Raw genomic sequence first — 25089 nt, 5'->3', positions numbered from 1 at the left:
TTGGCAAGCGGCGTTTTCCCTGCCGTGTCTGTTGCTGCAACTATTGCTGCGTCATTCTCTGCATCTCTTGCTGCGTCCTTTATTGCCGCGCCGTCTATTGCGGCGCGCTTCCCGCCAGGCAGTTCTCCACCGTCCACCCATACAGCCACTGCAATGCGTCATAGAACTGGGCCTGGCTGCGCCCCGTCCACAGCATGTTGCGCACGGTGCGCTCCACGCCGCGCGCGTGATAGAGCCTGCCCATTTCGCGTGTCGACCACACCACGCGCGCACTGCGCGGGATGCGGACCGATTCGTACAACCGGAAGGCGGCGGGCAAGTCGTGCTCGCACTGCCTGATGGCCTCGCCCAGCGTCACGGCGTCTTCCAGCGCCATGCAGGCGCCCTGAGCCATGTATTGCGTCATGGGATGCGCGGCATCGCCCAGGATCGTGACGCGGCCCTCGCCCCACTGTTCCACCGGCTCGCGATCGGCGGTCGCCCAGCGCTTCCATGACGTCGGGCGGTCCAGCATCTGATGCGGCGTCGGGTGTATGCCCTGGAAGTACGACAGCACCTCGTCCTTGCTGCCTTCCCGCACGCCCCATTCTTCCTGCTCGCGGCTATGGAAGGTGACGACCAGGTTGTATTGCTGCCCGCCGCGCAGCGGATAGTGCACCAGGTGACAATGCGGCCCGGCCCACAGCACCGGGGCGTTGATGCGCAGCTCCCGGGGCATGTTCTCCTCTTCGACCACCGCGCGGTAGACCACGTGACCTGTGACGCGCGCCCGATCGCCCACCATGCGCTCGCGGATCACGGACTTGACGCCGTCTGCGCCCACCAACGCGTCAGCGCGGTAGCGGTTGCCGTGCGTGTCCACGACTTCCACGCCGTGATCGTCCTGCGTCATGCTGGCGATCTGCGTAGACGTGCGGAACTGGATCAGCGGGTCCTGCTGCACGGCCTCCAGAATGGACAGATGGATGTCGGCGCGATGAATCACCGCATACGGGCCGCCAAACCGTGCTCGGAACGCTTCGCCGGTGTCGATGCGCACGACCTCCCTGGCGTCCACCGCATCCATCATGATGATGTGGTCGGTGAATACCGCGCGCTCGCGCGCGGTGCGGCCCACGCCCAGGGCATCCAGCGCCGCGAAGGCATTGGGGCCAAGCTGGATGCCGGCGCCGATCTCGCCGATGTGCGCGGCCTGCTCCAGCAGTTGCACGGCAATGCCCTGCCGCGTCAGCGCCAGCGCAGCCGCCAGCCCGCCAATGCCGCCGCCCACGACGATCACGGTTTGCGTCTTCGGGTTTGCCGTCTGGTTCGTAGTCATGTCGGAATCTCGCGGTTCAGTCGTGGCCGCCCAGGAAGGCGCCCTGTTGCTTCAATTGCGCCTGCAGCGCGGAAATGGAAACGTCGCCGGGCGCAATGCCGTCGCGCAGCGCCATCGCGGATGCGGTGCCGGCGGCTTCGCCCATGACGAAGCAGCTGCCGCTGACGCGCGCCGCCGACTGCCCCTCGTGCGTCATCGACGCGCAGCGGCCAGCCACCAGCACGTTGCTGGCCACGCCCGGTCCGCGCCGCGGCACCATCATGCGAAACGGCAGCTGGTTGTAGCCGCGCGATTCGGGGATGGGCGGCCACACCCACTTCACGTCGCCCGCCGTGTGCATTTCCAACGGCCAGCCGTTCACGCCGATGCTGTCCGGAAAATCCGCGCAGCCTAGTACGTGCTCCTGCGTCAGCACGGCCTCGCCGACGATGCGGCGCGTTTCGCGGATGCCCAGCTGCGGCGCGATGTCCAGCACGTAGGCCTGCTCAAAACCGGGCACCTTGGCGCGCAGGAACGCCAGATAGTTCATGATCTGCCGGCGGCCTTCCAGCTCGCCTGCCGACAGGGAATCCGCGTCGGTGCCATCCGCCGCGCTGCCGTCCGCATTGGCAAGCTGCGTGACGTTGACGCGCCATTCGTAATCGTGTTTTTGCGGCCGCACGATGGCGCCTTTGCGCGGAAACGTGAATTCACCGCTGGCGGCGGCGTCGTCCATCAGCGCGGGGATGGTTTTCCAGGCTTCTTGCGCACGCGCGCCGTCCACATTGCCCACCTTGAACATCAGCGTGGGGTAGAGCATGTGACCGTGGGCGTCGCCTTTTTCAAACGGCAGACCGCCCCAGTGCGCAATATCGGCGTCGCCCGAACAATCAATGAAGATCTTTGCGCGAACGGCGCAGCGGCCGGACTTGGTTTCCAGGAACAGCGCGTCCACGCGGCCCGCGTCGTCACGCGTCAGGCCCGTGGCCAGCACATGAAACAGCACCTGCGCGCCGCTGTCCTGCACCAGGCCATCCGCCGCGCACTTGAAGGCCGAGATGTCGTAGGCCTGCGCGTGGATCTTGCCCAGGATCAGGTGCGGATCGTTCAGCCCGTCCATCGCGCGCATGCGGTCCAGAAGGTCGTCGGTCATGCCGTGCACCACCTGCCGGATGTCGCCGTGGATGTTGGCGTGCAATCCGCAGAAGTTGGACACGCCCGCGGCGGTGCCCATGCCGCCCAGGAACCCGTAGCGCTCCACCAGCAGCACGCTCGCGCCGTTGCGCGCGGCGCTGGCGGCCGCCAGCACCCCGGCGGGGCCGCCGCCCAGGACGACGACCTCGTACTCGCCATACAGCGGCACCTGACGGGCGGGTTCGGTGATGACCATCTGACTCTCCTTGCGTTCATTGCAGCCGGCGTGCGCCGTCCTTCTTAGCCCACTTCTTGGCCGCTTATTGGCACAGTTATTGGCCCTTGATCCCCAGCTTCTTGATCAGGGGCTCCCAGCGCTTCAATTCGTCATCCATGTAGCCGCGGAATTGCGCCGGCGTATCGCCCACCGGATCCATGAACTGCGCCTGCAGCCGCTTGGCCACCTCGGGATCGTGAATCGCCTGGATCAGCGCGTCGGACAGTTTCTTCTGCACATCGGCCGGCGCCTTGGACGACACCACAAAGCCGATCCACGCCGAACCCTCGATCCCTTGCACCCCCACTTCCGCCAGCGTCGGAATGTCGGGCAGCAGCGCGGACCGCTTGGACGACGTCACCGCCAGCGCCTTCAACCGGCCATCCTTCACCATCGGCATCACCGCAATGGGCGGCAGCGCGGCAAACTGGGTGTCGCCCGACAGCAGCGACGTCAGCGCCGCCGGCGAGGACGGGTAGGGCACGTGCGTGGCGCGCGCGCCGATCTGCTGCAGCAGCAGTTCGACCGCCAGATGCGACACCGTGCCCGCGCCCGGCGACGGGAAGTTGTACTTGTCCGGATTCTTCTTCAGCGCGTCCAGCAACTGTCCAATGTTGCCGATGCCGGCCGAGGCTGGGACGACCAGCACGTTGGGCTGATGCACCGCCAGCGTCAGCGGCGCCAGGTCCGTGGCGGGCGCGTAGGGCAGCTTGTCGAACAGCAGCGTGTTGTTCACCAGCGGGCCGGTGATCGACACGCCAAAGGTGTAGCCGTCGGGCTTGGCGTTGGCGATGGCGAACGTGCCGATGTTGCCGCTGGCGCCCGGCTTGTTTTCCACAACGATGGTCTGGCCGAGGATTGCGCCCGCCTTTTCGGTGACGATGCGGGCCACCTGGTCCGGGCTTGAGCCTGGACCGAACGGCACCACTGCCTTGAGCGGCTGCGTCGGCCAGGCATCGGCGGCAGTTGCATTGGCGGCCAGCGGCGCCAGCACGACAAGGCTTATTGCCGCAATGCGTCGCGCCATCGCGCGGCCAGGCTGCAAGGTCGAAGCTTCAAGCATGCGTGTCTCCCACGTCCTTCATGGTGTCGAAGTAGGTCTGTTCATTGGCGATGAAGGCGGCGACCATCGCGCGATAGGTGGCGTCCACTACCTGCTCCAGGTTGGAAAAGCCCTGGTTGTGGCGCTGGGCGAGCGCCCGCGCCTTTTCAAATACCTGGGCTTGACGCGCGGGCGCGCTCACTTGAAAGGCGTCGCGCTTGAACCGCGCGGCGTCCTTCACGTACATCGCGCGTTCGGCGATCAGCCGCACGATTTCGTCGTCCAGCCGGTCGATATTGGCGCGCACGTCGGCCAGATTGGCGCAAAGCGGGCGATAGGCCGGATCGGTGTACTCGCGCAGCGGCGCGCCGTGGGTGTCGGGTTCTTTGCTCACTGGGTGTAGTCCGGTTGCTGTGCAGGCGCGGCTTGCTGGAAGGCGGGTTGCGCATTGCAGTGTTCGACGATGCGCAGGATGCGCGGATAGGCGGACAGGTCGCAGCCCATGCGCTGCGCGTTGGCCACCTGCGGCACCAGGCAGCAGTCCGCCAGCGTGGGCGCGTCGCCAAAGCAGTACGCACCGTGTCCGTGACGCGCCAGCAGCGCTTCTACTGCCGTCAGGCCCTCGCGGATCCAGTGGTGATACCAGGCGTTCTTCTGCGCGTCCGTCGCGCCCAGCACTTCCTGCAGATAGCGCAGGATGCGCATGTTGTTGACCGGATGGATGTCGCACGAGATGGCGTGGGACAGCTCCAGCACGCGGGCGCGCGCCAGTGTGTCGGCCGGAATCAGCCGCGGCTCGGGGTGCGTGGCGTCCAGGTAGTCGATGATCGCGAGCGACTGCGAAAGCTGCACGTCGCCGTCGATCAGAAGCGGCACGCCGGCCGACGGATTGCGCGCCACATAGTCTGGTGCTCGCTGCTCCTGCTTGCGCAGGTTCACGGGCAGGTATTCGTAGGACAGACCTTTTAGCGCAAGCACGATGCGCACGCGGTACGAGGTGGAGCTATTGAAGAAGTTGTGCAGTTGCATGGATGGGGCGTTTCGTGAGGACGGTTGGCCGTGGGCGGATCTTTCAGGGACGTTCAGGGCAGGAACTTTGGTGCCGGAAACACTCATTCGGCCGTGATGCCGGTTCGGGCGACGACGTCGTCCCAGCGCTTGGCGTCACGGGCGATGAGGGATCCAGAATCGGCAGGCGTTGACGTGGCCGGCACCATGCCCTGCGCATCGAATGCCGTGGCGGTCGCGGGCGTCTTCAAGATGGCGTTGATCGCCTGGTTCATGCGGTCGACGATGGCGGGCGGCGTGCCTTTGGGCGCCAGGACCCCGTACCACATGTCCACGTCGGCGCCCTGTAGTCCGGCTTCAGTCAGCGTGGGCACGTCCGGCAGCTGCGGCAGGCGCTTCGGGCTGCCGGTGGCGATCACCTTGAGTTTGCCGCCCTTCACCTGCGGCAGCGCCACGTGAACGGGCAGGAACATGTAATCGAGCCGTCCGCCGAGCATGTCGGTGACGGCGCCCGCCGTGCCCTTGTACGGCACGTGCAGCATGCTGGCGCCGGTGCGGTCCAGAAACAGCGCCATCGAAAGGTGATGGGGCGTGCCAACGCCGGGCGTGCCGTAGCTCAGCTTGCCCGGCGCGGCCTTGGCCGCCTGCACCACGTCGGCGACGGTGTTGGCGGGATTGGACGGATGCGTGACCAGCAGCAGCGAGCCCCACGAGGTCAGGCCGACCGGCGCAAAGTCCTGTTGCGGATCAAAGCGCAGCTTGCCCTTGTAGAGGCTGCTGTTCATGACGAACGTGTTCACCGTGACCAGGAATGTGTAGCCATCTGGGTTGGCGCGCGCGACCTTTTCGCTGCCGATATTGCCGCTCGCGCCAGCCAGGTTCTCGACGACGACGGGTTGGCCCAGCGTCTGCGGCAGGCTAGCCGCGAGCTGGCGCGCGATCAGGTCGATGCCGGTGCCGGGTGTGAAGGGCACCACCAGCGTGATGGGGCGGTCGGGCCAGGCGGCGTGGCTCGCCGCGGCCGCAAAGGACAGCGCCGCGGCAGCCAGAACACGTAGCAACTTCAACATGGGTTGTCTCCTTGTTTGTCGCCGGTCATGCGCCGGCTTTGAAGGGCGGCGGGTCTTGGGACCCGCTCGCCGGGGCACTGAGGTGCGGCTACTGCTACACGTAAGGCGCGCGCTCCTTCAAGGCGACCGGGTCAAAGCCCGCCACCTGCTTGTAGCGCCGGGAAATCCCTTCCAATTCCTCGCGGCTGATGACGTCCTCGATCCGCGTATAGGGCTTGTCCGCCGAACGCACGTGGACTTCACGCAGGATCGCGTCCGGCGGGTTGCTGCGATTGGTCAGCACGACGCGCGTCGTGGCTTCGACTCGGGCGCGGTCGTACTGCTGCAAGGCATCGGGCGTCAGGCCCAGGCGCTTGAACTGGCCGGTCAGGTAGCGGGCGTCCACCACGGCCTGGCCCGCGCCGTTCGAGCCGCGCGGCACCATCGGGTGGGCCGCGTCGCCCAGCAACGTCATGCGGCCCTGCTTCCACGTGGGCAGCGGATCCTGGTCGACCATGGGGTACTCCAGAATCGAGTCTGCGTCCTGAATCAGCTTGGCCACGTCGAGCCAGTCGAAGTGCCAGTCGGCAAAGGCCGGAAAGAAGTCCTCGAGTCTGCCGTTGCGGTTCCAGTCGCGCACGGCAGGTTGTTCGGCTTCGATCTCGGCGACCCAGTTCACGAGCTGGTTGCCGTCCGCGTCGATGTTGTCGCGAATTGGGTAGATCACCATCTTGCCGGTGGACAGCCAGCCGGCGCGCACCATGCTCGCGCCCGACAGAAAGGGTTTGCAGCGCGTCGTGCCACGCCACATGTTCACGCCGGAGTAGCGCGGGGCGCCTTCCTGCGGATAGAGCTGCTTGCGCAATACCGAGTGAATGCCGTCGCAGCCGACGGCAATGCGGCCGCGCATGGACGGCAGCGCATTGCCGTCGTTGTCTTGAAAGCTGGCCGTGACGCTGTCGGCGTCCTGCGTCACGCCCGTGCAGCGCGCGTTCACCACGACGCTGTCCTGGCCCAGACGTTCGCGCACGGCATCCAGCAACGCCATTTGCAGGTCGCCGCGGTGGATGGAGTACTGGGGCCAGTCGTAACCGGCGTCGGTGCCCGCCGGTTCGCCATAGATGAACTGGCCGTGCCGCGTGTAGAACACGGACTCACGCGTGCGCACGGCAATGGCGTCCAACGCGGGCAAAAGGCCCAATTCATCCAGCTCGCGGGTGGCGTGCGGCAGCAGATTGATGCCCACGCCCAGCGGCTTGATCTCTCGCACGGCTTCGAAAACGCGGCAGGAAATGCCTGCCTGATGCAGGCTCAGCGCCAGCACCAGGCCGCCGACGCCCGCGCCGACGATGATGACATCGGTGTCGGTGCGCATCGTCACACCATCTGCACGCTGAGCGTGCCCAGGCCGTCGACGCCGCCGACCATCCGGTCGCCCCGCACCACGGGTCCCACGCCTTCGGGCGTGCCGGTGTAGATGAGGTCGCCGGCTTCAAGACGGAAGTACTTGGAGAGGTACGCGATGGTTTCGGCAATGGACCAGATCAGCTTGCCGATGTCGCTGCGCTGCTTGTCCGCGCCATTGACCTGCAGCCAGATGCCGGCCTTCTCGATGACCTTTACCGATTGCGCGGGATGCAGCGGGCCGATAGGCGCGCTCTGGTCAAAAGCCTTGCCCAGTTCCCACGGGCGGCCGGCCTCGCGCATTTTCATCTGCAGGTCGCGGCGCGTCATGTCCAGGCCGACGGCGTAGCCATAGATGTGCTGCAGGGCCTCGTCGACGGAAATGTTGGCGCCGCCCTTGCCGATAGCCGCGACGAGTTCGATCTCATAATGCAGGTTGGCCGTTTCGGGCGGGTAGGGTAGTGAAAGCGTGCTGCCTTCGGCAACGGGCACGACGGCGTCGGCGGGCTTGCAGAAGAAGAACGGCGGTTCGCGGTCGGGGTCAAAGCCCATTTCGCGCGCATGGGCGGCGTAGTTGCGGCCAACGCAATAAACGCGGCGCACGGGAAAGCTGTCCTGGCTGCCGGCGATGGGCACGGCGACGGGGGAGGCGGGGGCAAACACAAACGACATGGAGCATCCTTTGAAGGCGGGATGGAGAGTCTGGCGCGCGAGGTGGGCGATCGGCACGCGCCGGTCAGGCGACGCGTTCTTCGCGCCACAGGCCCAGCGCTTCCTGCACCGGGCGGTCGGAATAGCTGAAGAGCGTGGCGTCTTCCAGCGCAGCAAGCTGCACAGGCATCCAGGACGGCGCGACGAAGACATCGCGCGGTCCGAAATGGAATTCCTGGTCGCCGATGCGCGCGGTGCCGCGGCCCTCGACGACGCTGTAGACCGTGGAGTCGGTCGTGCGCGTGGTCTTGCCCTGAAAGCCCGCGGGCAGGAACTGCATGAACGTGGCCATCGTGGGCATGGGGTAGCCACCCGTGGCGGGATTCAAGTAGCGCAGCTTGACGCCGTCCCACGGGTCGAGTTCACCGTGCCGGTAGAGTGCATCCAGCGCTTCGCGGCTGCGTTCATAGGGGTAGTTGAAGATGGGTGAGGTGCCGCTCGACACCTGGTGACGTACGGGCGCCATGTTGTGGCCAAAGCGGGCCATGCTGTCGCCTTCGGGCCGCGTGACGGGCTGGGTGGCGGACGGATAGTTCTCTGCAAAGCCCGCGTCCAGAAAGCGCAGCAGCGGAATGTCCAGGCCATCCAGCCAGACCACGGGCTCGCCGCCTTCGACGGTTTCCGCGTTGCCGTGGTCATGCCAGGTCCATGATGGCGTGATGATGAAGTCGCCCGGGTGCATGGTGGTGCGTTCGCCGTTGACGGCAGTGTAGGCGCCGCGCCCTTCCACGATGAAGCGCAGGGCCGATTGCGTGTGACGGTGGCTTGGTGCGATCTCGCCGGGCAGGATCAGTTGCAGTCCTGCGTACAGGCTTTGCGTGATGCAGGCCTGGCCCGGCAGACCCGGGTTTTCCAGAATCAGCACCCGGCGCACGGCTTCTTCAGCCGTGATCAGCGATCCGGACGCCATGACGTCGTCGCGCACATCGTCATATTTCCACAGCGCTGGCACGCAGCGCGGCGCGGGCTGGCGGGGCACCAGGTTGTGCAGCGACTCCCACAGGGGCGCCATGTGTTTCTTGGCGATGCGCGCGTAGTAAAGGGCGCGGTCCGAGGCAGCGCTGTCCGCGCCGGTGGAATGACCGTCGTGCATGGTTGTCTCCTGTATGTCCGGCTATTGCCGGCTTCTACGGGCGGCCGCCGCGTGGGTTCGCAGCTGGTCCTGGTATGGAGACGATTATGCGAGCAGGAGCTATGCAGTTTGAAATGAAATTATCTTATTATCCATACCAATAACCATATACATACGAGACAAACCTCCCACCAAGAGGGCCTGCATGGACTGGACCCACCGCCTGCGGCTGCGCAATCTGAAGATGCTGCTTAGCCTGGCCCAGACCCGCAACATCAGCCACTCGGCCGCCATGCTCAATACGACGCAGCCGGGTCTTTCGAAGTGGCTGAAGGATCTGGAAGACGACATCGGACTGCCGCTCTTCGAGCGCCACGCGCGCGGCCTGCGCCCCACGCCGCATGGCGACGTGCTGATCGCACACGCGCAGCGCGTGGAATCACAACTGGATCGCGCCAGTGCCGACATGGCGGCGCTGCGCGAGGGCGGCGGTGGGCGCGTCGTGATCGGCGCATCGGGCGCGTCCGCGTCCGACACGGTGCCGCTGGCTGTGATGAAGCTGCTCGAGCGCATGCCGCAGGCGCGCGTCAAGCTGGTGGAGGGCACGACGGATCGCCTGCTGGCGCAGCTGGCGCAAGGGGATCTGGACATTGTCGTGGGACGTTCGGCGCCCGAGCATCACGACCCGGCGATCCGCTTCGAGGCGCTTTACCTCGAGCCCATCCATCTCGTGGCGCGGCCCCGCCATCCGCTGTTCGCGGTGGAGCAGCCAAGCTGGCAGGATCTGCTGTCCTATCGCTGGATCCTGTGGCCCAAAGGCACGCCCATCCGCAACGCGGTGGACGCCGCGCTCGCCGCAGCAGGCCAGGCGCCGCCGCCGGACCATATCGAGTCGAACTCGGTGACGGTCAACCTCACCCTCATCAACAACAGCGACATGATCGGCGTCGCCTCGCACCGTGCCGCGCTGCGGTTTTCGCAGATGCGGGCGATGCGCATCATCCCCGTAAGGCTGTCCGGATTCGGCTCAGTGGCGATGTATTGGCGCGAGGATGCTTTCCGGCCGGTTGCGGTTGAAGAGGCCATGGCGGCGCTGAGAAACACGGTGGCCGAGCACGCGCCAGGAGTGACCCGGCTATGACTCCCGCGCCCGCCTCCGGCCTGAATGCCCTGATCGGACAGTGCCAGCGGCTGGAAGCGGCGCTGAACGCGGGCAAGGACCCGGGGACGGCGGCGTCGATGCATCGCTTCGTCGCCGAAATGGAAGCGGAAGAGGGCCGCGCGCCGCCAGGAACGTGGTCGCCGCTGGTGCTGTCCGTGCTGGTGATGGCGGGCGGACTGGGCGTCGGGATTGAACTGTTGAGCCTGCTGCTGCGTTTCGTGGGACCGGCATTGGCAGCGTTCGCGCTGGTGGCGGTGTGCGCGGGAACCGCGCTCGCGCTAGCGATCGGGATGGTGCTGATGATGGCGGGACGGGTGCAGGGCGTGGTGCTGTTGAAGCGGGTCTGTATCGGGTTGATTGTGGTGGGTAGCTTCGGCGGGATCGCCTGGACACAGGGCGACGTCAGGGCCGTCGGGCCGGTGGTTGCGGTGCTTGGCGGATTGGGCGCCTGGCTGGTGATGAACTCTTCGGGGTTTTATGTGTTTGTGGGGTATCGGGTGGCGCTGCGGTGTTTGGCGCGGCGGGTATAGCGATTACGAGCCATCTGTGTTGTCGCTTGAAGGGCGCCGCGCAATGCGCGGCATCTCCTAGCGCCCAAACGCTTCCGGCGGTGGCGGCGCACCGCGGACGTTGAAGACGCGGCACACCGTGTACCAGCACAGCGCGGAGAACATGTTGTAGGGAAAGAGCACAAACCACATGGGCAGCAGCCAGTTTTTCTTGCCTTGCAGCTCGCCCGGTTCGCCTGTGCGCCAAGGCGCGTAGTGGCGCCAGGCTTCGGCTGGGGTCATGCAGATACGGTGGAGCGGTGCGTACCACCAGTTGGGCTCTCCCGGCGCGGGCAACCTGTCGGGGCCTTCTTCCATGAACTGCCGGATGAATTCCCACACCTGTGCGACGTATCGCGGGTCTGGGTCGCTGCTGTTGTTACTGTCGACCCAGAGCACGACACGGTCCTTCTCTTGATCGGCCGCAGGCTTGGGGCCGAAGGCGAGGGCAAAGTTGGTGGTAAATCCAGCGCCGCCAAATTCATTGCGTACGAATACGCCACCCTCAGTCTGCGCCCAGTCGAACTGGATAAGGGTCTTGTTGCGTTGGTAATAAACTTTTTTGAGTCTGCGGTTGAAGTAGAAATTTGATAATCGGGTAATGTAGAAAATACGGTACCAAGTCAGCAAGGCAAAAAAAATGAATAGAACCACGCCGCCCGATACAAAAACCAGGACAAATAGCTGCCTTTCCGATGAGTTTGTAGAGGGCGATGGGATTTTGAAGTACATCCATATCAAAAACAGCGTTGCAAGTGGGTTAACGGCCACATACAGCTTTCCCATGAAGACGGAATCAACCGCCCACGGATTGCGCAGCGAAAGGACCTCTGCATCCATGTTCGCCAGTTGGTCGTTGATCGCAGGACCTGATATTGATTTCTCGTGCTGTGAAAACAACCAAGTAATTGCCATAAATCAGCTCATTAATTGAAAAGTTGTGGATGCGACGGCGCTATCATCAAATCCTTGATTGGGCTGGTACTCAATTGTTAATTCGACGCCGTACTGGTTCTTTGCTTTAGTCTTCAAGTTGATTACCAGACCGTCAGGTGTGAGATGAAAAGTGGTTGTGGCGGGATTGGCAGCGCTCTCATGGCCAGCGTCCGAAGCGCTCAGTTTGTACTTCCAGTCACTTTGTCCAGTGATATAGCCTCGAAGCAATACGGTGAACTCCGCAACGCTAGATTCTTTCGGCACGCTATCGGTTGTAATCTGCCCCCAGTTGGGTATCGACCACGCGGTGTTTTCGTGCCAGCGACTGTCTACGTCGGTGATTCCCAGCAATTTTGCTTGGTGTCCGTCAAGTAATACGGGCGCGAAATTGGCGGAGTACCAAGCCTTGACCTCTTCTCGTACATCGGAATAAGGCGGCAGTTGATCGTTTTGGTCTAGATTGATTCCCTTCCGTTTCTCGCCGTCGTGCTGCCTTGAACCGAACGTGCCTCGCGCGGCCCATAATTCAATAGGTCGATGGACGCGCTCCTTCGCGCGGGCATGCAGTTCAAGGCCTATCGCAAGGACGCCTGCGCCAAGTAGAGCGAATGCCGCGGCGGCCCAGCCGGCGAAGGGGATGACAGCTGTTGCCCCGGCGATAGCCAGGGTTCCTTCCAAGAGCGCGACTCCTCCGAGGGTTGCTGCTACTCCTCCTGCAAATGTGAGGCTGGCGGCTGCCATGTCCCCTTGTTGCGCTTGGCGGATGGCCTTCAGAACGTCGGACGAGAATCCGAGAAAGATGGCTGGATAACCCACCAGCCGAGTAAACAAATTGCTGCTGATAAACCGAATGTGGCCATTCCCAAACGCCATTCCCGGCGCAGTCGCACTGACTCGCAACATCATGACTTTGTGCGAAGCCCGCGCGCTGACCAGTACAGCCACTGCGGCGCCCGCCAACCCGAAAAGCGCGGACGCGAAGCCGGCCGCGTATTCGAAAGTCGGATCGCTCCGTATGTTGGCATAGGCGGTCCTAAGGCTCACGATGTTGAACCAGAGCATGCCTACATTCAACGCTCCTCCGCCCGTCGTGTTGACCAGCGATGCAACATTCGGCTTCACACGCCGTGTCAAAGTCTCCTCAATGGTCACCGTGCGGCTGCCGTGCACGCGAACCTTCTTTATCTCTTCGACCTTCGCCATGCCAGATTCGATGAGCTTGTCGACTTCTCTGCTGAAGGCATCCGCGCGTACCACCTCGTCGGTGATGCGGTAGCGAGCGCCAATCAAGCCCATGGCCTTGCTTGCACTCGCCTCCTCAGCGGCAGCAAATACTTGCTGCCGCAGGGTGCGGCTGGCATCCCAGCGGGTTTTTCCGCGCATGCGTTTGAGCACTACGGTAGTCACCGTTTGTGCTGTCAGGTCGGTGACGCCAGCCGTGGCGGGAAAGCGTCCCGCCAGATCCTCAATGAGGTAATCCGCGGCGCTCAGCAAGGACCCGACCGCATCGGCTTTTCCCTTGAAGGGGTTGAATGGCGCCAACGCGGTGTAGATCGGGCTGTCATCCTTGTCGATCCACGCATTCAACCGCATGAATCGAGGGCAGTGGTCCTCGGTGCCGGGCAATGATTGGCCCATGGGATGAATCAGCATGGACAGGGACACTTCCAGTCCTATCGCTGATATTCGGTTGTTGCGATCGTAAGCGGTCAGGGGAGCCGCAAGGCTGTTCGGATCGTTCTCATGCGCGGCTTCGGCAGTGGCAAGCCAATGATCGTGATCTTCGCTGGCCTTGGCCACGATGGCGTGGAGACGTCCCAGTCGGCTCTCCACCTCGTCGCGCTCGGCCAGAAATCCGCGATACTTGGTCTTGTCGATTCGCTTTCCTAGACGGCTGCCTTCGGGCGAAACGTGCTCGTTCGTAAGCACCTCGAATGCCATCTCGGAGGGAGTGAGGCGCCGGTGGTGGCCAACCTGCTTTTGCTGATACTCATAGCGCGACTTTGCCAACTGCGCTGGCGCATGCTTGTCGCCCGGGTACATGGTACGCAAGGTCTTTTCAAGTAGCAAAGCCGTCAGATTTCGGTGGTGGTAGCTCTGGCTCTTGGCGCTCAAGACCTCCACGTCCCGGCTAAACGCCTCTGGAAACCCCCTCGCGTCGTACCCCGCGTTGTCCGTGCTGGTGGCCGGATGGATATGTTCGGCGGGCATCAGGTCGCGTGTCTGATGCTGATACGCGGCGACGGACAGGCTGAGATCCTGGCATAGTCCCTCTGCGTCGTTGAGCACCACGACCGCGGGCACCCGCGCTTGCGTAAACCGATAGTGATGTCGTTGTGCCAGAAACGTGCCAATGGGCAGATCATCCTTGCTGGCATGGCTGCTCCATTCGAGCGGCAAACGCTCCTGGCGTGGTTTGAAGTCCTCGACCCATTGGGTCAACGCATCCGCCGGCAGCACATGTGGCTGGCCGGAAGGCGATTTGTCGCCCGAGGTCAGTTCGGCCATGTCAAGCGGACGCATATGAAGCCGCCGCAACGCGGGATCTGCGGAAATCCTGGTCGTCATGTCATTGGTCCAGAGGTGCGGGCTATAGCCGATCCACACCTCTGCGGCAGTCGTGGGGCAGGTGTCTGCCCACACCCATCCCATGCGCGCGCCCGCCTTGTACTTATCCTTCCTGCCGTAGTACTCCAGTCCGGTGTAGGTCAGTTCCTGATAATGACCTTCACCGTCGTACTCGTGGATGACAAGATTTTCGCCCTCGGCCCCTTTCATGAAGACATAGACGTATCCCGGGCGAATGGCGCGCAAGGTATACGACGACAATTGCAAGCGCGGGAAGGCGGCTTCCAGCTTGAAGCCGGACGCGGCATACCGGTACGGGGAAGCGCCGTCCACGTTCGGGACAATCGCATATCGGACGGGAAGGATCGGAATGCGTGCGCTGCACGCCGGTGCTGAAATGGCACCGCCGACAGTCGTCTTAGCCACGGGGGGCTCCCCGTGCGCGTACCAGCGATTCCAACTGACGCAGGCGCGCCTGAGGAGACTCAGTCAAGTCGTTGAGAATGCCGCGCGCCTCATCGCTCTGAAGCAGCCATGGATCATGGGCGAGCAAGCTGATGTATTGGGTCGCGACAGCTTCATCGTGAAAGTTCAGACGGTCGCCCAGTTGAAACAACTGCTCGACCCAGCGGCGAATCTCTTGGAGGCTGCGGCCGCTGTGATCGGGAATCGAATGCACTTCGTAGACGCGACTTTGCACGAAGTGTTCCCGGGTGTTGGCGTCAAAGCGGGCGAGCTCGTGAGGGCGCAGCGTCAGTGGCACCGTCTTGCCGCCAACATATCCAGAGGCGTCCCGGTCAAGGCGGCGCCAGTCGTAAGCGGGGCCCCAAGTGGCGCGCCAAAGCAAAGTGCTGATCGGTCCGAGCCACGCAGCGCGATGGTCATCGTCCAACGCTTCGAGCCAGGCGGCCAGGTGATGCGGTTGGACGTCGAGGGTGGCCTCGCCCTCACAGGACAGGTCTAGTTGCACCAACCCGCTAAGGTGTGCCGACAGATCGCTGAGATCGGCTGCCGAACCTATGAACATCGCGCCGCCCGCGGGCGCCCAGTGCGTGAGTGCATGTTGCATCAGCGAAGGTTGGTTCGTTGCGTCAACCAGCACCGGGCCTCGGTCATATTGTTCATCCAGTGGCGTACCTTGCCAGACCCAGGCATGCCAGGGCAGGGGATCGAACTCCTTGACTAAGTCCAGTACGCCCGGCGCATACGCAGGGCGATATTCGCCCTCTTGCGGAACAGGCCGGTAGGCCCAGTTTTGCAGCGGCACCGTCATCAGCAGCAGATAACGAAATGGCGCGCGAGGAAGCGTTTCCTCTGTGATGTCCTTGCCCAGTGACGTGATCCAGGGCGGAGCTTTGGGAAGCGTCATCGCGCAAGCCCTCCCAGGCAGCGGCAGTCGGATAAGGGGCATGTACCGTCGGGGCGGCGCCCGCATAGGCGATCGATGGGCTTTCCCGCCACAGGCCTACCCTGGATCGAAAACGGGTTACCACCGCCACCCCCCTTCTGGCTCATCGGCCCCTTGATCATGATGGCGATCCCGTCAAGCGTGATTCCCGACCCATCGATCCGTATCGTTCCCCCCGGCCCTTTCAACGTCAGGCTCTCCGCCGCCTGCACCTCGTAAGCCGTCGTGCGCTGCCGGATTGCCTGCCCGGCCTGCAGTTCCGAATGCCCTTCGACGGTGAGTTCCTGATGCCCGCCAATACTCACCCAATGATTCGCCGCGGTCTTGTCGCGGCGGTTATTGCCCACTTCCTCGGTACGGTCCTTGGTGGTGTAGATCGTGTGATTGCGCCCCACGGTCAAAAAGTCATCCCGCCCGATGTCGTGCCGCCGGTCCTGGCCGATGTTGACCTGCTCGTCGTTGCCCACCGTCTCCTTGCGGTCGTGGCCGATGGTGATGGTTTCATCGTTCTCGACCTGCTCGCTGCGGTCGTGCCCCACAAACGTCGACTCGTCGTTGTTGACGTGGATGTTCTGATCCTTCTGCGCGTGGACGTAGATTTCTTCCTGATCCTTCTCATCCTCAAAACGCAGTTCGTTGTATCCCTCGCCTTTGTGGGTCTTGCTCTTGATCGTCATCCGCGTCTTGTGGCGCGGCAGTTCATAGGGCGGCAATTGCAGGCGGTTGTAGACGCGGCCGGTGATCACGGGCTGGTCGGGGTCGCCGTCGAAGTAAGAGACGATGACTTCCTGACCGATGCGCGGAATGGCCATGTGGCCCCAGGTGGCGCCGGCGATGTTCTGCGAGACGCGAATCCAGCAGGAACTGTATTCGTCCTCCTTGCCTACCCGGTCCCAGGGGAACTGGACCTTCACCCGGCCGTATTCGTCGGTATAGATCTCTTCGTTGGGCGGGCCGACCACCACAGCGTTCTGTGGACCGTCGATGCGCGGCCTGGGTAGCGGTTCCGCGCGCCATTCGGCGTCGTCCGGGACCAGCTCCGCCTCGTAGCTGTAGTGCGTTCCCAACTGGGCTTGTGCACTTTCCTCGGCCTGACTTGTGTGCTGGATGCCGCGGTGGACAATGCGCACCGGGCGCCAGCCGCGGTTCAGATCTTCGCGCGGATGACCGGTCAGGCTAAATGAAATGCCCGGCTGGAGCCGCGGGTCATTGCCTTCAACGAAAGCGACGCGCGAATCGCGGCGATGGCCGCGCAGGCGGTTCTCCGCGAAAGGTCTGCCCGCTTCGTCGAATTTTGCGCGGGCCGGGTAGTCATAGCGTTCGTAGCGGCGGCCCTGATGGTCCAGATCTCGTCCGTCGCGGCTGTGCTGGTGGGTGTAGCGCGGATGGTGGAAGGTGTAGTCGCGCTGGGTCTGGCGCGCGGTGCGTACGTTCTCGGTGTAGGAGAATCGCCGCAGCGCTGGCTGCGGCTGGTCGCCGCCGGGTGTGGGGTTGTACTGCACCGGCTCGTCGCCGACGCGGCCGTGAATGAACAGGCGGTCGCTGTGGATAAGTTGATGGCCTTCGGCACCATGACGGAAGGAATAGAAGAAGCCCTCCTCGCGCATTATGCGTTCGACAAAGTCGTAGTCAGTGTCGCCCGCGTGCACGCAGTACTCGCGCGCCTGATGTTCGGTGGTGCCGCGCTGCTCGTAATCCTGGGTAAGACCATGCGCCTTGAGCACCGCCTCGGTGATCTGCGGGACGCTAAGCGACTGGAAGATGCGCCAGTCGGAACTAAGCTTGAGGCGCGCGAGGCGCGGCTCGACGATGGCGGAATAGCGCGTACGCCGAAAACCCGTGTCGCCCTGAACGAACGACGAGACCGCGCCGTGCACGTAGCGCACGGGCGTGGGGCCGTGCCAGATCGTAAGCAACGCGGCGCGGTCCAGAACTGCGCCGAAATCGATGGCGGGGTTGCCGCTGGCCAGGTCCACTTCCAGCAGGAAGGTCTCGGACAACCCCTCCTGCAGCGTGAATTCGACGACCTCAAAGGACTCGTCGCCGATGGCGAATGTAAAGCGCAGATCGGATTGCGTGGGCATGGTGTTTATCTCCGTTTCCGTGTGAGCCTGCTCACTGCTTGAGGATGCTCTCTAGCGAATCCAGCACCATCTGCGTGGCGGCGCCGAGTTTCAGGGAGAAGTACAGATAGGCGCCGGCGATAACGGCCGCCGCCACCGCCCAAGGCGTCCACAGCGGCCACTGGCGGTGAAGCTTGCGACGAAGCCTGGCGATGTTGGCGGGTGCGTCCACCAGCCGCTCGGGCACGTCTCCTCGCAGTTGCCGAAGCTGCTCATGCAGCTTGGTGATGATGGCGTTGAGCGTGTCTTTGTTGTTGTGCTGCTGGCCATACTTGCCCTGGTAACCCAGGCACAGGCACAGATACTTGAACTCGAGCGCATCGCGGTATTTGGCCGCGTCCATCTGCATGCGCGCCAGCACCGTAAAGAACTTCTCGCCGCCCCAGGTTTCGTTGTGGTGGTAGCTGAGCAGTGACCGGCCCTTCCAGCGCGATCCCACCCCCCACGGCGTGGCCATCACCGCCTCGTCGATGAAGGCGCACAGGGCATAGCGGAATGACAGTTGCGTCGCCCCGTCGTAGCCAAGCTGCCGGACTTCTTCGGACAGCGCAGTGATATGGTCGCGCACGTTCTCATAGAGCCGGCTGACATCTTCCTGCGGCAGGTCCATCATGCGGCGTAGGCGAATCACCAGACCGAAGAGCGGCTGGGCGATGTCCACCAGCGGGTTGAAGCTATGGCCGCGCAATTGAAACTGCAGGTCCTCGTCTGCATTGATGCGAAACACGCCGTCGTACAGGACACGCTCGGGGTCATGAACGATGGGATCACGCGGCGCGCGCACGAAGTCCTCGGGCACGTCGGGCAGGGAGGAACGATTGGAAGGCGTGTCGATACGGTCGTTGCCGACCACCACGGTTTGGCTCATCTCATTGACTCCGAATGGCCCAGAACTGCAATTCCAGCTCCGGGAAGTCGCCGGTGATGTGGAAGCCGAAGCCGGTTGATCCTTGTGGCATCAGGCGCTGCCAATGCGGATGCGACCGGTCGAGCTGGAAGTAGGTGAAGCCGGCATGGAAAGGCAGATGCCGCGGCGCGACGGGCAACGTCATCAACGGCACGCCGGGCAACTGCAGGCGGATCAACTCCTGCAGCAGTTGATGCGACGCCACCTTGGCCTGGCGCACGAACTGTTGCCGCATCTGTTCCAGGGGCATGCGCGCACGGACCGCCAGGATGAAGTCGGCGCTTTGCAGCAGGCTGGGGTCGTAAATTTGCGCGGTGTAGACGCCGTGCCCCTGCATGTCCAGCGGGAGCGACACGGCGCGGGGCTGCAACACGGTGCTGAGCACGCGGCGCAGGGTCTCCTTCAGCATGCGGAACGACGTCTGCGGCGAGTCGTGCTGATACGCGGGGTAGTCCTGAGGCAGCCGGCCCTCGTCAGTGAAGGTGGTCAGTTCGCCGCACGCCTGACCGCACGCCAGATACGCATCGACCGGACGGACGTCCGCGTCGCGGGCCAGATGCCTGAACAGATGCTGCCAGCGGTTCAGCGCCTGCAGCAGGTTGAAGTCGGTGATATCCGCGACGCCGGATTGGCCCGGAGACCCGATGCGGTGCGCGATGCTTTTCGCGCGCTCGTGCATCAGCGCGGCGATCTCTTCCATGAAATGCGCCAGCGGCGGGATAGCCTGCAGATACATGCCCGTGATGTGAAAGTCGCTGTCCAGCAGCAGGCTGCCATCGGGGCGGCGGTCCAGAATGCGGCTCAGCGCCAGGCCGGTGAAGGCGCTGCGGTCGTCGCGCTCCAGCGCCAGTTGCAGGTTGGGCACGGCCAGGGCGATGGGCGTGTGATTGCCCTGATGGCTATGGGTGTCGCGGATGTCTTCCGTGCGATGGATGTAGCGGGCGTTGCCCAGCGTATCGGGCCAGCGGACCTCGGATATGCCGTCCGAACGTAGCGGCAAGGTCAGGTAGACCGTCTGGTTGGCGGCCGTTGCGTCCAGAATCGACAGCGGTTCGGGCGGCGGCTGGTCGTGCGGAATGTTGAAGGCGGTGCCGTCGGGCATGATGTCGCGGGCTCGCACGATGGAGATCTTGCCGAACGACAGGAACTCCTGGTTCAGCTCCAGCTCGGAAAAGCCGTAGCAGTATCGGCTGCCCATGCGCACGTTGATGTAGTGCTCAAGGTATCGGTCTGTCTGCTGGAAATGCTGGGGTTTGACGAATTGCCCTTCGCCCCAAACGACGGGATTGCGGCTGGTCATGGCTGTTTTCTCGCTTGATTGCGGGCGCGCGGAGCGGTCTTTTCGGGCCGGTGGTTTTCGTCGGTGATGGCGACGCGGGTGTCTTGCAGGGTGACCAGCAAGGCGTACTTGCGGCTGCGCGGTTCCACCCGGAAGACGTCGTACCAACGTTGCGCGTCGGGTGCGTTGAAGGCTGCGACGACGGCGACGTAATGGGTGTCTTCGTCCAGCTCGTGATAGTTGATGAACTTGAACTGACCGGGCGCGAGCATGTAGTCGTCGGCCGTGATGTACGTGCTTCCCAACGCCTTTTTCGGGGCGCTGCGGACCAGGTCGGGGTCGGCGTTCTCAAGCAGTGAATCGTCCTTGAGCTGAATCACGCGAAAGGCGATGGGCGTGGCGTTGACGTGATCCGGCGCCGCAAGCGCTGCGGCGGGCGCAAGGGGTATGCCATCGCGATATTGGCCCAACGCGACATCGAGATCGGGACTGGTCGCGCCAATGCCGATCCCGGCAGCCGAATCCTGCGCGTCTTCACTTTTGCGCAAGTGCCATTGCACAGGAAAGGGGGCTCGGCTCGTCGCCACGCTGTCTGCCCACAGGCGTTCAAGCGCGGGACTGACGGCGACGGAGCGCGGCTTGAATGTTCTGGTGAATCCAGACCTGACCAACGTACTTGGCCGGTCTTCAGATGCCGCTGCCGTCGAGGCCTCTTGATGCAAGTGATCTAGCAACGTCTGCAGACTGTGGACCAGGTCTTCGCGGGATTCGCCCTGCACATTGACCGAGAACGACCGTTCATCCGACATAGACGAAGCCGGATCGACGTCCGGCTCGGCCACGGGGGTTGGGATTTACGTCTTTGGCGGCGTACAGAATCAGCGCCACCTGCGTCGGCTGATCTTCGGGCGGGCCCACCTGAATGCTCGGATCCATCAGGACCTGACCCGTCTTCGTGAGCACGTTGCCGACCGTGGTGCAGCCGGACAGCAACGCCCCGATGCACAAGAGTCCAACTGCTGGCCTCATGGTTCTTCCTTGCGCAGCGCCTGGTCGTAGGCCTGGTCAAAGACTTCCCAGAACAGTTTGTCGAACCCCTGCTGCCGGCTGGATTTGAGCTCTTCGTAGTAATGCCGGTACATCTGCCACGCCCAATCGCCGGGCAATGCCTCGGGGTGCTGGCCGGAGCGGTACCGGGCGAAGCGGCGTTCAAGCTGGTCGGGCGCGAATGCCTGCAGCAGTGCGTTCAGGCCCGCAGCAACTGCCGTGAGCATCGCGCGATGCTGTTCGCCGATCTGCTCCAGCGACTCCTCGACGGCGGCGGTGGGCGACAGGTGAACCATGCTGCGGTCCCGCGAAAAGAGCGCGCGCACGGTCTCCGGGTAGGTCTGCGCGAGACGCAGCGGATTGTCTTCGATGGGCTGCAGGGTGCGTTTGGCCAGCGCCAGTCCCTGGCCTTCTGGCGTGCGGTTCAGCGCGGCGAGTCCGCGGATGAGCGCGGCGAGGGTGGTGCCGGCCTCGAACAGCAAGGCATGCGCGGCGTGCGGGTCCAACGCACCCACTGGCGCGCCCAGACCCTCGACCAGCGGTCCCACAAGGCCGGCCGCATCGCCAGTCTGATTGAACTGACTCTGGATCCATTGATCGGATGCGCCAGGGGCTGCAGAAGAAGGGGGGTGTCCCGACATGGGGGGATCTCCGAAGGCATGCAAAGGGGAGCCGGATACGGCTTCGAATCGGGTGGTGGACAGGTCGGCCTGCGCGGCCAATTGGGTTTGTCCGTAGTGCCGGGAATCCAGCACAGCGGCGTCGCTGGACAAGGCGGAATCCGAGCGAGCCGCCTCTTCAAGCGCCAGCAAGGGATCAAGGCGTCCCTGCGGCGGCGTCTCCGACAAGGCGTCGAGTTCCCGCCAGCCATGCTCGTGGGTCTGGTCTGGCGCAGGGACATCGTTGCGGTGTGGGGGCAGGGCGTCGATAGGTTCATTCGACGTCCCCAGCAGCTCGGTCACATCATGTTCAGCGAGGTGCCGGGCAGGGTCGGGCAGGTTGAAGGTCTCGTCATCCAGGTTGACCGTCAGGCGATAGGGACCGACATGAAGGATGTCTCCCCCGCGCAGCCGGGCGCCGACGAGCGCGCCCAGCGGATCCGTCTGGTCGTTCACGCGCGTCTGGCCGCAGCGGTCGATGACGAAGTAACTGCCGTCTTCGTAACGGACTTCGCAGTGGATGGACTGCACGCGGCCGGACCGGTCATGCAGGATCCAGTCCGCCCCGTGAGCGCCGATCGTGCCGCCGGCGGTGTCAAACATGCACCGGGGCTGGCTGCCCTTTTGCAGGGCTTGCGGATTGTCGACCACCAGGGCAAGGCGATGATTGGAGGGTGTGGGTTTCATGTGCGCAGGGTGACTCTGACGGGCGGCGGGAGGGTCGTGGCCGGCTGTTCAAGAAAGCTGGTCCAGCCCAATTGGGTGCCGTCGGCGTGCCGAAGATTGAAGGGAGGAACTTCGTCCTGACGCAGGCCAAGTTCGAGGTCGCAGGGCACCGGGTCTCGCAGCAGGAACACGACAAGCTGGCGCAGGCGTTCGAAGTTTTCACCTGCCGGCAGGAACTCACGGAAGCGGTCCTGGCTCAGGCCCGATATCACGATGACGAAGCTGCAGTGCCGGGTGCGGACGCTGTCGCCGATCTGGAAGCTTTCGCTGAGCTGGCCGTTGCGCCGTCCGAGCCGGATGCGGTCGGAGTCGTCGATGAGTGTGTGGCGCAGTTCGAAATCGCGGATCTGCACGTCCTTCAGATCAAAGCAATGCGCGATCAGCCCGGCCAGCATGGTCGGTGAGCGGCTGCGCAGGACCACGGCGCCTGCGAAGCTCAGCAGCCGGCTCCAGGCGATTGGCGTGTCGCCGCGGGTCGCGTCATGCTTCAGGCCGATCAGCGCGAATATCCGCCGCGAGAACTGATCGTCCGCACCGCGCCGGAAGCGGATGTAGTACCGGTACTTGCGCCAGGCCTGGTGCAGCAGCGTCAGCAGACGATGGTTGAAGAAGTCCAGGAACGCCGGGCGGATGCCCACGCCTTGGCCGGCCTCGTAGGCCAGACGGTCCAGGTAATAGCTGGGCAGCGGGGAATCCGTGCCGTGCATGCCGAAGAACGTGGCCTGCACCCGGTACTGGTGCGGAACGTGATCTTCCAGCCGTTCGGCCAGGGCGACGTCGGAGGCCGGAAAGCCAAGCCCGGCGTGATTGCCGAGCAGAACGCGCTGGTGATCGGCATCGAAGCTGTCGGGCGATTCCAGATCGTCCTCGTGCAGCGCATGCAGGCGTTCCAGAAGGCAGAAGAAGTCATGCCTTCTGGCCTCGGCCAGCAATGCGTCACTTAGATCAGGGGCTGCGTGCCGCTGCGCATGGGCCATGCGTAGTGCTCCTGATTGGTGGTGTTGATCGCTTCCAGCACGTGGAACGACGACAGGCTGGCGTACAGCGACAGGAAGTGGCTGAGCACCGTGCCGAACAGGTAGAGATCGCCCTCGCAAGAGAAGCCGTTCTGGTCCAGCTTCAAAAGGGTGCGGGTGCCCCGGATCGGTAGGCCCTTGTACATCCGGTCAATGGGCTCGCTGACCACTTCCTGCAGGCCGTCCAGGCGCTTTTGCGTGGTGCGGGCGCGCTGAATATCGTGGTGTGCCGAGAAGTCGTAGTTGCCGATGATCGCCTTCAGCGGTTCGGCCGACAGCAGCGACAGGTAAGTGGGCGATAGGTTGGAGATCAGGCTCCAGTGCAGATCGCCATCCAGGACCGGACGGTACGGCGGCGTGGGCGTGGTCAGGTTTCTGAAGCGGACAAACGCCGGGGTGTCCCGCAACCCCTCGCGGATATCGCCCACGCCCAGCGCCAGCGGGTAATCGCGGTTGGTGCACGTCAGCGCGAGCGACACCGTCTCTTCCCGCCCGATGTAGTGGTGATCGTCTCCGCGCACGAAGGCGATGCGGTGCTCGACGCCGGGATCGACCAGGGATGACGACAGGCGCGTGCGGTAATACAGCGTGGTGCGCCCGCGTTCGTGTTCGATTTGATGGCGCAGCGATTCGAAGGGCTCGTAGGTGCGCAGCCATTCGCCGGGTTGCGCGCTGTCGCCGTTCTTCCATCCATCGACCTTGTCGATACTGAAGATTTCGTACGCATCGGCCCGCTGCCCGCCGGGCATGAGGCGGTGCTCGGCAGCCTTGCCGGTCAGGCGGATGGGTTCGGCATCGTGTTCGAACAGGTTTACCGCGGGCGTGCAGTACAGCGCGATGTCGCCCTTGCGTACGCGCACGTCCGCCGGCATGGGCCGCGTGAAGTGGAACTCGATGCGCACGTTTGTCGTGGGCTGGTCCGGCCAAAGTTCGAGCAGGTGTGTCAGGGAGAAAAAGTAGAAGCGCCTGGGAAAAAGAAAATATTCCTGGAGGATGCGGTAGCCATCCATGGCGTTCTTGGGGTACGGCAGCAATGCAGTGTCGGAATGGAATCCCGGAAAGCCGATCTGATTGACCGGTATTTGGCGCACCGTACCTGCGGACTCCATGCGGATCTCGCCCAGGTACTTCGCCAGCCACAGGTAGAGCGTTTGCGCGGTGTAATCGCTGCCGCTCAGATAAAAATCCAGTTTGTCGCAGCCAAAGGTGTTGGGCGGGTTCTGGCTCAGGGGGGCGAGGTCGACGCGGACAATCGACTTTTCAAGCGAATGGCCGTCATTGACGTCCGCCACGTCGAACGGGAATATCGACACGTCCTGGCAGGTGCGGAACTGGCATTGCACGCCGTCCACGGGCCGCGACTGAATGCCGGTGCCGCGCGGCACGGTCTGGCGGCCGGTGATGGAATGGTCGGTGGGTTCGAACTGCATGATGGTGGCGCTGGGCAGGGGCCGCAGATAGTTGGGCCATAGCATCTGCAGCATCGAATGCGTCAATTCAGGAAAATCGTCCTCGATCTTGAGGCGCAGCTTTGCGGTCAGGAAGGCAAAGCCTTCCATCAGGCGCTCGACGTCGGGGTCGGTCGCTTCCTCGCCAAGAAACGGCGCCAGCTGCGGGTTGTTGCGTGCGAAGACGCGCCGCAAGCGGCGCAGGTAATCCAGTTCCTCGCGGAATTTTCCCTTCAGTGGCATCCGGTCAGCCTCCCATGGCTACGTG

General features: G+C 63.7%; 22 protein-coding genes. 2 read left to right on the top strand and 20 right to left on the bottom strand.

Annotation, left to right across the window (positions count from 1 at the left end; translation table 11 throughout):
* Nucleotides 1-94: 94 nt before the first annotated feature.
* The 9 genes from B3098_RS02685 to gtdA form a co-directional block, all read right to left on the bottom strand.
* Nucleotides 95-1318, bottom strand: coding sequence for a 3-hydroxybenzoate 6-monooxygenase (locus tag B3098_RS02685; RefSeq protein ID WP_279973666.1), 1224 nt, complete (start codon nucleotides 1316-1318; stop codon nucleotides 95-97).
* 16 nt (nucleotides 1319-1334) lie between these two features.
* Nucleotides 1335-2687, bottom strand: coding sequence for an FAD-dependent oxidoreductase (locus tag B3098_RS02680; RefSeq protein ID WP_286890618.1), 1353 nt, complete (start codon nucleotides 2685-2687; stop codon nucleotides 1335-1337).
* A gap of 76 nt (nucleotides 2688-2763) precedes the next feature.
* A complete protein-coding gene (locus B3098_RS02675; RefSeq protein ID WP_286890617.1) occupies nucleotides 2764-3771 on the bottom strand; it encodes a Bug family tripartite tricarboxylate transporter substrate binding protein in 1008 nt (335 codons plus the stop codon).
* Entirely contained in the window at nucleotides 3764-4144 is a 381-nt protein-coding gene (locus B3098_RS02670) for a chorismate mutase (RefSeq protein ID WP_218342718.1), read from the bottom strand. Before B3098_RS02670 ends, B3098_RS02675 begins: the two co-directional genes overlap by 8 nt.
* A complete protein-coding gene (gene maiA / locus B3098_RS02665; RefSeq protein WP_286890615.1) occupies nucleotides 4141-4779 on the bottom strand; it encodes a maleylacetoacetate isomerase in 639 nt (212 codons plus the stop codon). Before maiA ends, B3098_RS02670 begins: the two co-directional genes overlap by 4 nt.
* 83 nt (nucleotides 4780-4862) lie before the next feature.
* On the bottom strand, nucleotides 4863-5828 hold the full coding sequence (locus B3098_RS02660) for a tripartite tricarboxylate transporter substrate binding protein (RefSeq protein WP_286890613.1): 966 nt from the start codon (nucleotides 5826-5828) through the stop codon (nucleotides 4863-4865).
* A 94-nt stretch (nucleotides 5829-5922) separates the two neighbouring features.
* A complete protein-coding gene (locus B3098_RS02655; protein ID WP_286890705.1) occupies nucleotides 5923-7182 on the bottom strand; it encodes a flavin-dependent oxidoreductase in 1260 nt (419 codons plus the stop codon).
* A gap of 2 nt (nucleotides 7183-7184) precedes the next feature.
* Nucleotides 7185-7883, bottom strand: coding sequence for a fumarylacetoacetate hydrolase family protein (locus B3098_RS02650; RefSeq protein ID WP_286890611.1), 699 nt, complete (start codon nucleotides 7881-7883; stop codon nucleotides 7185-7187).
* Between the two features lie 64 nt (nucleotides 7884-7947).
* Nucleotides 7948-9015, bottom strand: coding sequence for a gentisate 1,2-dioxygenase (gene gtdA / locus B3098_RS02645; protein WP_286890609.1), 1068 nt, complete (start codon nucleotides 9013-9015; stop codon nucleotides 7948-7950).
* A 184-nt stretch (nucleotides 9016-9199) separates the two neighbouring features.
* Between gtdA and B3098_RS02640 the strand changes: the two genes are divergently transcribed.
* Nucleotides 9200-10135 (top strand): LysR family transcriptional regulator, encoded by a 936-nt coding sequence (locus B3098_RS02640; RefSeq protein WP_105240897.1) that lies wholly within the window; start codon nucleotides 9200-9202, stop codon nucleotides 10133-10135.
* Nucleotides 10132-10686, top strand: coding sequence for a hypothetical protein (locus B3098_RS02635; protein ID WP_286890606.1), 555 nt, complete (start codon nucleotides 10132-10134; stop codon nucleotides 10684-10686). Before B3098_RS02640 ends, B3098_RS02635 begins: the two co-directional genes overlap by 4 nt.
* A gap of 57 nt (nucleotides 10687-10743) precedes the next feature.
* On the opposite strand, the gene B3098_RS02630 is transcribed toward B3098_RS02635, so the two are convergent.
* From B3098_RS02630 to tssF, 11 genes are read right to left on the bottom strand one after another with little or no spacing between them, the layout of a single operon-like run.
* The gene (locus B3098_RS02630; protein WP_286890604.1) at nucleotides 10744-11619 is read right to left on the bottom strand and encodes a DUF6708 domain-containing protein; all 876 of its coding nucleotides are present in this window, start codon (nucleotides 11617-11619) and stop codon (nucleotides 10744-10746) included.
* Nucleotides 11620-11622: 3 nt separating this feature from the next.
* Nucleotides 11623-14634 (bottom strand): T6SS effector BTH_I2691 family protein, encoded by a 3012-nt coding sequence (locus B3098_RS02625; protein WP_286890602.1) that lies wholly within the window; start codon nucleotides 14632-14634, stop codon nucleotides 11623-11625.
* Nucleotides 14627-15577 (bottom strand): DUF4123 domain-containing protein, encoded by a 951-nt coding sequence (locus B3098_RS02620; protein ID WP_286890600.1) that lies wholly within the window; start codon nucleotides 15575-15577, stop codon nucleotides 14627-14629. The genes B3098_RS02625 and B3098_RS02620 overlap by 8 nt, the downstream gene beginning before the upstream one ends.
* Nucleotides 15574-17700, bottom strand: a complete 2127-nt coding sequence (locus tag B3098_RS02615) for a type VI secretion system Vgr family protein (RefSeq protein ID WP_286890599.1) — start codon at nucleotides 17698-17700, stop codon at nucleotides 15574-15576. Before B3098_RS02615 ends, B3098_RS02620 begins: the two co-directional genes overlap by 4 nt.
* Nucleotides 17701-17731: 31 nt before the next feature.
* Nucleotides 17732-18607: a type IVB secretion system protein IcmH/DotU gene (gene icmH, locus B3098_RS02610; RefSeq protein WP_286890598.1), complete on the bottom strand. Its 876-nt coding sequence runs from the start codon at nucleotides 18605-18607 to the stop codon at nucleotides 17732-17734.
* 1 nt (nucleotide 18608) lies between these two features.
* Complete coding sequence (gene tssK, locus B3098_RS02605) at nucleotides 18609-19946, bottom strand: type VI secretion system baseplate subunit TssK (protein WP_286890596.1); 1338 nt, start codon at nucleotides 19944-19946, stop codon at nucleotides 18609-18611.
* Nucleotides 19943-20767: a type VI secretion system lipoprotein TssJ gene (gene tssJ / locus B3098_RS02600; RefSeq protein WP_286890595.1), complete on the bottom strand. Its 825-nt coding sequence runs from the start codon at nucleotides 20765-20767 to the stop codon at nucleotides 19943-19945. Before tssJ ends, tssK begins: the two co-directional genes overlap by 4 nt.
* Nucleotides 20724-20954 carry a hypothetical protein gene (locus B3098_RS02595; protein ID WP_286890593.1) on the bottom strand — a complete coding sequence of 77 codons (231 nt, stop codon included), beginning with the start codon at nucleotides 20952-20954 and terminating at the stop codon, nucleotides 20724-20726. The genes tssJ and B3098_RS02595 overlap by 44 nt, the downstream gene beginning before the upstream one ends.
* A complete protein-coding gene (gene tagH / locus B3098_RS02590) occupies nucleotides 20951-22318 on the bottom strand; it encodes a type VI secretion system-associated FHA domain protein TagH (protein WP_286890591.1) in 1368 nt (455 codons plus the stop codon). Before tagH ends, B3098_RS02595 begins: the two co-directional genes overlap by 4 nt.
* Nucleotides 22315-23334, bottom strand: a complete 1020-nt coding sequence (gene tssG, locus B3098_RS02585) for a type VI secretion system baseplate subunit TssG (protein WP_286890590.1) — start codon at nucleotides 23332-23334, stop codon at nucleotides 22315-22317. The genes tagH and tssG overlap by 4 nt, the downstream gene beginning before the upstream one ends.
* Nucleotides 23298-25064, bottom strand: coding sequence for a type VI secretion system baseplate subunit TssF (gene tssF, locus B3098_RS02580; RefSeq protein WP_286890588.1), 1767 nt, complete (start codon nucleotides 25062-25064; stop codon nucleotides 23298-23300). Before tssF ends, tssG begins: the two co-directional genes overlap by 37 nt.
* Nucleotides 25065-25089 lie beyond the last annotated feature (25 nt).

Origin of the sequence: Achromobacter sp. UBA2119, from assembly GCF_002331005.1 — a bacterium.
In the GTDB taxonomy this organism is placed as follows: Bacteria; Pseudomonadota; Gammaproteobacteria; order Burkholderiales; family Burkholderiaceae_B; genus Achromobacter; species Achromobacter animicus.
Note: the sequence above shows the minus strand (reverse complement) of the source record. Positions and strands in the feature narration are given on the sequence as shown.